10 protein-coding genes are annotated in these 8,146 nt (G+C 72.3%); 5 read left to right on the top strand and 5 right to left on the bottom strand.

Translation table 11 applies throughout. The features are described 5' to 3' along the window. Nucleotides 1-76 precede the first annotated feature (76 nt). Nucleotides 77-889 (top strand): WecB/TagA/CpsF family glycosyltransferase, encoded by an 813-nt coding sequence (locus VQ03_RS31095; RefSeq protein ID WP_083468090.1) that lies wholly within the window; start codon nucleotides 77-79, stop codon nucleotides 887-889. Between the two features lie 201 nt (nucleotides 890-1,090). On the opposite strand, the gene rplS is transcribed toward VQ03_RS31095, so the two are convergent. Next, nucleotides 1,091-1,483: a 50S ribosomal protein L19 gene (gene rplS / locus VQ03_RS18680; RefSeq protein WP_048452388.1), complete on the bottom strand. Its 393-nt coding sequence runs from the start codon at nucleotides 1,481-1,483 to the stop codon at nucleotides 1,091-1,093. Nucleotides 1,484-1,767: 284 nt separating this feature from the next. Between rplS and VQ03_RS18685 the strand changes: the two genes are divergently transcribed. Further along, nucleotides 1,768-2,055 (top strand): GCG_CRPN prefix-to-repeats domain-containing protein, encoded by a 288-nt coding sequence (locus VQ03_RS18685; RefSeq protein ID WP_157064165.1) that lies wholly within the window; start codon nucleotides 1,768-1,770, stop codon nucleotides 2,053-2,055. Between the two features lie 28 nt (nucleotides 2,056-2,083). On the opposite strand, the gene VQ03_RS18690 is transcribed toward VQ03_RS18685, so the two are convergent. From VQ03_RS18690 to VQ03_RS18705, 4 genes are read right to left on the bottom strand one after another with little or no spacing between them, the layout of a single operon-like run. Further along, entirely contained in the window at nucleotides 2,084-3,772 is a 1,689-nt protein-coding gene (locus tag VQ03_RS18690) for a SpoIIE family protein phosphatase (protein ID WP_245292129.1), read from the bottom strand. After that, complete coding sequence (locus VQ03_RS18695; protein ID WP_083468091.1) at nucleotides 3,769-4,668, bottom strand: GGDEF domain-containing protein; 900 nt, start codon at nucleotides 4,666-4,668, stop codon at nucleotides 3,769-3,771. The genes VQ03_RS18690 and VQ03_RS18695 overlap by 4 nt, the downstream gene beginning before the upstream one ends. Next, entirely contained in the window at nucleotides 4,665-5,051 is a 387-nt protein-coding gene (locus VQ03_RS18700; RefSeq protein ID WP_048452389.1) for a DUF1987 domain-containing protein, read from the bottom strand. Before VQ03_RS18700 ends, VQ03_RS18695 begins: the two co-directional genes overlap by 4 nt. Before the next feature lie 11 nt (nucleotides 5,052-5,062). After that, nucleotides 5,063-5,617, bottom strand: coding sequence for a SiaB family protein kinase (locus tag VQ03_RS18705; protein WP_048452390.1), 555 nt, complete (start codon nucleotides 5,615-5,617; stop codon nucleotides 5,063-5,065). A gap of 427 nt (nucleotides 5,618-6,044) precedes the next feature. Between VQ03_RS18705 and VQ03_RS18710 the strand changes: the two genes are divergently transcribed. The 3 genes from VQ03_RS18710 to tsaB form a co-directional block, all read left to right on the top strand. Further along, complete coding sequence (locus tag VQ03_RS18710; RefSeq protein WP_048452391.1) at nucleotides 6,045-6,548, top strand: universal stress protein; 504 nt, start codon at nucleotides 6,045-6,047, stop codon at nucleotides 6,546-6,548. Nucleotides 6,549-6,691: 143 nt separating this feature from the next. Continuing rightward, a complete protein-coding gene (locus tag VQ03_RS18715) occupies nucleotides 6,692-7,258 on the top strand; it encodes a NifU family protein (protein ID WP_048452392.1) in 567 nt (188 codons plus the stop codon). Nucleotides 7,259-7,513: 255 nt separating this feature from the next. Then, on the top strand, nucleotides 7,514-8,146 hold a 633-nt coding region (tsaB, locus tag VQ03_RS18720; RefSeq protein ID WP_048452393.1), incomplete at its 3' end, for a tRNA (adenosine(37)-N6)-threonylcarbamoyltransferase complex dimerization subunit type 1 TsaB.

The raw sequence follows: 8,146 nt of genomic DNA on the forward strand, positions 1-8,146 counted from the left end.
CGGGGCGCCCCGCCGTTTTCCGATCTGGGCAGGGGAGGGGGCGGATTCCGACACTCGTCCGCGAAGGAGCACCCTTATGCCAACCTTAGCGGATACTGCCCCGACCTGCGTCGTGCGGGGGCTGAGCTTCGATGCCCTGGCGACGGCCCTGATCCGGGGCCGGACCACGGTATTCACCCTCAACATGATGCATATGCGGCTCCTCGCGCGGGAGCCGGAATTTCGCGAGAGCTACCGCCAGGCCACGATCGTCACCCTCGACAGCAACCTCCTGAACACCTGCTTCCTGCGCCGGCGCATGACCGTCGCGACCGGCAGCGACCTGGTGCAGCATCTCTCGGCCCGTCACGCCATGCGCGACCGCTCGGTCCTGGTGATCGGCAACGTGACGGCGGAGGAAGCCGGCGCGGTGATGGCGAGCCGGCACCTCGACGTGGTGCGCCCGCCCTTCGGCTTCATCCACGAACCGGCGGCGGTGGACGAGCTGATCGCCCGGGTGAGGGCGGCGGCACCCGACATGATCTTCATCGCCGTCGGTGCGCCGCAGAGCGAGATCCTGACGCTGCGCCTGCGCCGGGCCGGCGTGGTCGCCCCCTCGATCCTGTGCTGCGGCGCCGCCTTCGAGTTCGTGCTCGGCAAGCAGACCCGCTCGCCGGCCTTCCTGCGCCGCACCGGCCTCGAATGGGCCTGGCGGCTGGCCAGCAACCCCCGTCGCCTCGCCGGCCGCTACGCCTCGGATGCCGGGTTCATGCTGTCGATGCTGGGACCCCTGCGGCGGCTCGCCCGCTCCGGCGCCCTGAGGGTCGGGGGGTTGCAGCTGCAGTTCCGGCAGGAGGCGGGCCTCGCGCGCAAGGCCGGGTTCGGGCCGGGAGCCCTGGGGGCGGGATAGAGCGGGAAGGCCTTCGAACCGGCCGACGGAGCTGGACGTCGTCCATCGTCGATCCGGGTCTTCGCTGTGCGGCGCCGGGATGACGATGGAGCGCTTCAATTCTGTCGTTTCACTCAAACAGGCTCCGAGACGCAAAAAGGCCGCCTCGACCCGGAAGGGGAGGCGGCCTTCTCGGCTCCGCGAGAACTCGCGAAGCGAATCTTACTCGGCGGCGGCGGTCTTCTTGCCCTTCTCGGCGCCGCGCTCGGCGCGCTCGGCGATGCGGGCCGACTTGCCGCGGCGATCGCGCAGGTAGTACAGCTTGGCGCGACGGACCTTGCCGCGGCGGACCACCTTGATCGAATCGATGTTCGGCGAGTAGATCGGGAAGACGCGCTCGACGCCTTCGCCGTAGGAGATCTTGCGGACGGTGAAGCTCTCGTTGATGCCGCCGCCGGAGCGGGCGATGACCACGCCCTCATAGGCCTGCACGCGGCTGCGCTCGCCTTCCTTCACCTTGACGTTCACGATAACCGTGTCGCCGGGCTCGAAGTCCGGGATCGTCTTGTTGAGCTGGGCGATCTGCTCCTGCTCGAGCTGCTGGATGATGTTCATCGGTCAAACTCCTGCCGTCGCCGCCGCGCCCCGGGATGGGATCCGGCGTCAGGATTTCGGCGTCCTGTTGTGAGTTGCCGGCTCCATACAGGAACGACCGCGGCTTGTCGACACGTCCGGGACCGGCTTTTTCGCGGCGCATCGGAGGGCGAGGGACGGGGGCCCGAAGGGGGGGAACCAAGCTGGGCGTTCGCGGTTCTGTCGGCTCGGTTGCGGCGCCGGGCCTCGGCGCCGGCCGCTCCATGGACCATCCGGTCCGCGGGATACACGGAGGACCATCCGCCATGCTGACGCGTTGGAAGTTCGCCGGCCTCGCCGCCCTGGCGTTCGGCGGCCTCGCGGCCGCTCCCGCGAGCGCCGCCCCGGCCGGGCCCGGCCTCGCCGGACTGCTCGCCCCCGAGGCGCCGGTGACGCAGGTCGCCCAGGGCTGCGGCCCCGGCTTCGCCCGCGGTCCCTATGGCCGCTGCCGGCCAATCTATGGCCGCCGCTTCTACGGTCCGCCGCGGGTCTATGGCCGCCGCTGCTTCATCCGCCCGACGCCGTACGGCCCCCGCCGGATCTGCCGGTTCTGATCGGCCCGATGTGATCCGGGCGGGGACCTCAGCGGCTCCCCGCCTTGCCGCCGGTCCGGAACGCCACCAGGGTCATGTCGTCCCGGCGCGGCTCGGAGCCGCGATGGGCGGCGAGCGCCGCCTCCAGGGCCGCCACCTGGCCGTCGAGCGGCAGGTCGCGGTGCCGCTTCAGGATCTCGGCGACGCCCCGATGCCCGAGGAGCCGCCGCGACGCCCCGCCCATCTGGTCGCTGACCCCGTCCGTCATCAGGAAGACGGTCTGGCCGTCGGCGAGCGGGATCGTGGTCGCGGCGAGGCTGTCCTCCCGGCCGGTGCGCCGGTAGCCGAGGCCGTGGCGCCGGCCCTTGATCCGGGTGGTCTCGCCGCCGGCCAGCACCGTCAGGGCGAGGCCGGCCCCGGCGAAATGCAGGGCGCCGTTCGCCCGGTCGATGATGCAGATCCCGCAATCGAGCCCGTCATCCGACCCGTCGGAGGCGCCCGTCCCGTCTCCCGCCTCCTGCCGCAGACGGGCCCGCACCAGCGTGTCGAGGGCCGCCAGGATCGCCTCAGGCCGGCGCAGGCCCTGGTCGTGCAGGATCCGGTCGAGGGCGGTGGCGACGATCAGGGTCAGGAACGCGCCGGGCACGCCGTGGCCGGTGCAATCGGCCACCACCACGATGGCGAGACCGTCGATCTCCTCCATCCAGAAGTAGTCGCCGCCGACGACGTGGAGGGGCTCCCACAGGACCGCGACCTCGAGCGCCTGCCCGCGCAGGGCCTCCGGGCCCGGCAGCACCGCCTGCTGGATGCGGCGGGCATACTGGAGGCTCTCCATCACCAGGCCGTTCGCCTCGGCGAGGCGCGCATGGGTACGCTCCAGCTCGGCCAGGAGATGGCGGGCCTCGTCGCCGCTCTTCAGCCCCTCGACCATGTGGTTGAAGGCGGCGGAGATGTCGGCGATCTCCCGGCTCGGCCGCCGGCTGCCGCCGAGGTCGACCGTCACCCAATCCTTGCGCTCGACCTGTCCCATGGCCGCCAGAAGCCGGCGCAGGGGCGCGAGCACGTGGCGCCCCACGGCCAGCCGCAAGGAGAGCGCGAAGGCCAGGATCAGGGCCAGGCTGGCGCCGAGCACCATCACGAACTGCTTCTCGGCATTGGCCCGCAGGCCCTCGGCCGACAGGACCAGCGTCAGGCTGCCCGCGGGCCGGGCGTCCGGGCCTGGCTCGATCGCGGCCGAGACCTGGATGCGCTCGAAGCTGCGGCCCCGCGGCTCCTCGCCGAGCCGCGCCACCACGGCGCCCGCGGCGTCGCGCAGGACCGCGAAGCGGAAGGCGGGATCGAGGCCGAGGGCCTGGAGCTGCGGGCCATAGGTCTCGGTCCAGCCAGGATGGGCGAGGGCCCGGGCGGTCATGTCCGCCATCATCCGGGCGCGCTCGCCTTCGATCCGGATCTGGTCGCCGTAATTGACCCAGGCGATCACCACCTGCGTCGTGAGCACCACGGCCGCGATCACCGGCGAGAGGCGCAGGAACAGGGTGTGGACGAGGCCGTCGAGGTTGCGGCCGCGGGCGGCCCCGCGCAGGGCGCCCGGGCGCATCGTGTCGGCGCCGCCATCCTGCGTGGTCGGCACCCCGGCGAAGCCGAGCCCGGCCAGCGCGTCGCCCCGGCGCATCGGGCCGGCGCCCCGCAGGGAGCCGCCGCGGCGGGGCGCGCCTCGTGCCAGCGGCTCGCCGCTCACCGTACGGCCTCCGGGGCGGGCGCCCGCTCCACCCGGTTGCGGCCGCCATGCTTGGCGGCATAGAGGGCCGCGTCGGCCCGGCGCATCGCTGCCTCGAGGCTTTCTGCCGGCCCGGCTTCGGCCAACCCGATGCTGACCGTGATGCCGATCGGCCCGCCCTCGGTGGCGACGGGGTTCGCCGCCACGGCGGCGCGGATGCGCTCGGCGATCACCGCCCCGTCCTCGGGCCCGGTCTCGACCAGCAGGACCGCGAATTCCTCGCCCCCGAGCCGCCCGACGGCGTCGAGGGAGCGCAGGGCCGAGCGGCAGGCGGTGACGAAGGCGATCAGGGCCGCGTCGCCGGCGGCGTGCCCGTGGCTGTCGTTGACGAGCTTGAACCGGTCGAGGTCGAGCATCAGCAGGCAGGCGCTCTGCCCGTCGCGGCGCGGCCAGTCCCGGGCGCAGACCTCGAGGAAGCGCCGGCGGGCGAGGGCGCCGGTCAGCGGGTCGGTGTCGGCGAGCCGGCGCAGCTCGGCCTCCAGCCGGGCGCTGGTCTCGATCTCGCCCGAGAGGGCGTGGTTGAGGGATTGCAGGTCGCGCTGCTGCTCGGCGAGGCGCTTGTTGGCCTTCTGGAGGTCGGCCTGCATCCGGTCGCTCAGGCGTACCAGCCGGCGCTGCTCGCGATAGCCCCGGCGATAGGCCTCGGCCAGCACCTTCACCCCGTCCGCCACCGCGGCGAGCTGGGTCAGCATCACGTCGGTCCGGTCGAGGACGGCCTCCTCGTTGTCGAACAGGCTGAAGACGTTGGCCGGCCCGCCGGACGTCGTGACGCCGTCGCCTCGCTTGCCCGCGTCGGGCTCCGGGGGAGCCTCGCCGTCGGTCGCCGCCTTCCGCCCCGGGGCCGCCCTGGTCGTCATGCCGCCGTCTCCTGCACCATCTCGAACCGGGCATGCGAGAAATCTGCCGCGAAATCCTCGCCGGCTTCCGCGATGGTGTCGTCACCCTCGGCGTAGAGCCAGCGGATCGTCACCTCGCGGCCCTCCTCGGCGGCGTCCTCGAGGGGCAGGAACAGGTTCATCAAGGCCTTGGCGCTCGACGAGTTGAAGTAGGACAGGGCCACGTCGAAGGTCAGCGGCCCGCCGCCCTCCTCCAGGCAGGCCCGCAGGGCCTGGAGCAGCGGTCCATAGAAGGTGGCGGCGTCCTCGGGGTAGGATTCGCCGCGCAGGAGCAGGCGCCCGGCGGGAAAGTCGAAATCGACCAGCGGCGAGCGGCTGGTGGCGGGGATCTGGATCCGGTCCATCGTTGCGCGCCTCAGATGAAGGCCTTGAGGCAGAAGAAGCAGCGGTCGTCGCCGCGCGCCTGGAAATCGTACTCGACCGGGGCGCTGGAGCGCCGGGCGATCTCGATCAGCCCGATGCTGCCGCCGAGGCTGCCCTCGTCGGCGGGCTGGCGCAGCCGCTCGCGATAGTACTTCCTGAGTTCGTCGCCCGACAGGCCGACGATGTGCTCGAGCCGGGCACGCAGGCCCGTGACCTGCTCGCCCGGCACCTCGTTGCCGCAGGCGACGAAGAAGCGCCCGTCCTCGATTCCGACCACGATCATGCCGGCGCTGACCATGCTGCCGTCGGGCGAGCCGTGCGGCACCAGCTTGTCGGCGGAGTAGCGGATCACGTTCTGGGCCTGCTCGACGAAGACCGAGAACACGCGTTTCGACACCGCCGCGTCGGTGGCCCCCTGCTGCATGCGCAGCTTCAGCACCTCGCCGAGGGAGAACAGCACGTTCTCGGACAGGTCGCCGCCGAACGACAGGATGATCCCGTTGCGCCGGGACGCCTCGTGGAACGCCATGAAGTCAGTTGCGAGCACCGTTCTCTCCCGCCCGTGCCGTCCCGAGATGCACGCCCCGGTCGGCGAGGCGCATGTTTGCACGTCAAGGCTGACCAGAGCGTTACTGCTTGGGTAGAGGATAATCGCCCGCGCGATCGAGAAAAAATTCACTCTCGAAGCGTCGAGCCGTTATCTTACAAACCGGAAGCGGTGAAAAAATCCGCTTTCTGCTCGTCGAATGTGCAGGTCGCGAGCTTTATGGCCTTCGGTAATCTGTCGGGCCAGTCACTCACGCGGGGGCAGGGCGAGTTGCGGAGAATCCGCAAGCGCTCCTCGCCCGCCTGTCCCCGTGATTCGCGCCCCGGCCGGGCCGGGCCAAGACCTTTATGACCGGCCGCGGGCATCCCCCCTTGCGGGTCACGGGCCGCGCGGGCAGCATCGTCCGGTCGGCGGAGCGCGTCCGGGCATGGTCGAGATCAAGCGGCGCCGGTCCTTCGAGGCCGGGCATCGGCTCAAGTTCATGGTGCTGGTCGACGAGACGCCGGAATGCGACCGGGCGGTGCATTTCGCCGTGCGCCGGGCGGCGCGGCTCGGGGCGCGGGTGGTGATGCTGGCGGTGGCCGAGCCGCCCGAGACGATGGAATGGCTCGGCGTCGGCGACGCGATGCGGGCGGAGGCCGAGGCCGAGACGACCGAGCGCCTGGAGGCGCTCGCGGCGTCGGCGCGGCAGGCCGCGGGCGTCGATCCGGAACTGGTGGTGCGCACCGGCGAGCGTGCCGACGCGATCCTGCGCCAGATCGAGGCCGACGAGGACATCGCCTTCCTGGTGCTGGGGGCCGCCGCCGGCAGCGACGGGCCGGGCCCCCTCGTCTCCTCGATCGCCGGGCGCAGCGCCGGCAGCTTCCCGGTGCCGGTGGTGATCGTGCCGGGCGCCCTGAGCGAGGCGGATATCACGGCGCTCGCGGGCTGAGCCTTCGGCGCTCCATCACGTGCTCCATTGAGCTTTCGCGCGTTCGGGTCCACATCTGCCGGCAGGTGCGGGAGCCCGTGCGGGCCCGAGCGCCGTTCCCGGCCGGCCTTGAACCGGCGCAGAGAACTTTTCGAGGATCATCGATGTTCATCCAGACCGAAGCCACCCCGAACCCCGCCACCCTGAAGTTCCTGCCCGGCAAGGTCGTGCTGCAAGAGGGCACCTTCGAGGCGCGGGACGAGGGCGCCGCAGCGCGCTCGCCGCTGGCCCGCGCCCTGTTCGGCGTCGCGGGCGTCTCCGGCGTCTATCTCGGCCACGACTTCATCTCGGTGACCAAGGCCGAGGGCGAGCCCGGCTGGCCGCAGGTCAAGCCCGCGGTGCTCGGCGCCATCATGGAGCATTTCATGTCGGGGGCCCCGGTCCTCGAGGCCGGCCACGCCCCGGAGGAGGCGGCCGAGGAGTTCTTCGACGAGGCCGACGCCGACACGGTCGCCACGATCAAGGACTTGCTCGAGACCCGGGTGCGCCCGGCGGTCGCCGGCGACGGCGGCGACATCACCTTCCGGGGATTTCGCGACGGCGTGGTCTTCCTGGAGATGAAGGGCGCCTGCTCGGGCTGCCCGTCCTCCACCGCCACCCTGCGCCAGGGCGTGCAGAACCTCTTCCGCCATTTCCTGCCGGACGTGCGCGAGGTCCAGGCGGTCTCGTGAGCCCGCGCCGCATCCGGCGACGCGCCTGAACGCGCCGTTTCCGTCCGCCGGGCGGTTTCCTCGCCGGCGGCGGATGATCTAAAGGCTAAGCGAACCGGACCGCCCCGCCATGCGCGGGGCGGTCTTTATTGTGTTAACCTGTGCGTGCCACGCTGGGATCGAGGCGGCGGGTCGATGATCGGCCCGGCGCGGCCGGTGGCACGGACCCGGCCGCGGCGTCGAACCCGCGGACGCGAGAGGGCGGAGCCTGAGGCAGTGCGTATCCTGGCCATCGACACGGCGCTCGAGCGCTGCGCGGCCTGCATCATGGCGGACGACTCGCCCGAGCCCCTGGCCCAGGAGAGCATGGATCTCGCGCGCGGCCATGCCGAGGCGCTGCTGCCCCTCGTCGAGCGGGTGATCGCCCGGGTCGAGGGCGGGTTCGAGAGCCTCGACCGGGTCGCCGTCACGGTCGGCCCCGGCTCCTATACCGGGCTCAGGGTCGGGCTCTCCGCCGCCCGGGCGGTGGGGCTCGCCTGCGGCATCCCGGTCGTCGGCGTCACCACCCTGTCGGCCCTGCTGGCGCCGCTGCTGGCCGCCGAGGACGATTTCCTCGGCCAGGGCTACCTGCTCGCCGCCGCGATCGACGCCCGTCACGGCCATGTCTACTTCCAGGCCCTGAGCCAGGATGGCGGCATCGCCGTGCCGCCGACCCTGCTGCCGCTGCCGGAGGCCGTGCGGCTCCTCGGTGCCGGCCCCGCGGCGCTCGCCGGCTCCGCCGCCCCGGCGCTGGCGGCCGCCGCCGCCGCGCAGGGCGGCCGCGCCGTGGTGCCGGAGGGCCACATCGCCCCGCAGATCGCCTGGGTGGCCTCCCTCGGCCTCGTCGCCGATCCCGCCCATGCCCTCGCC

This window comes from Methylobacterium tarhaniae, from assembly GCF_001043955.1.
Taxonomy (GTDB): Bacteria; Pseudomonadota; Alphaproteobacteria; order Rhizobiales; family Beijerinckiaceae; genus Methylobacterium; species Methylobacterium tarhaniae.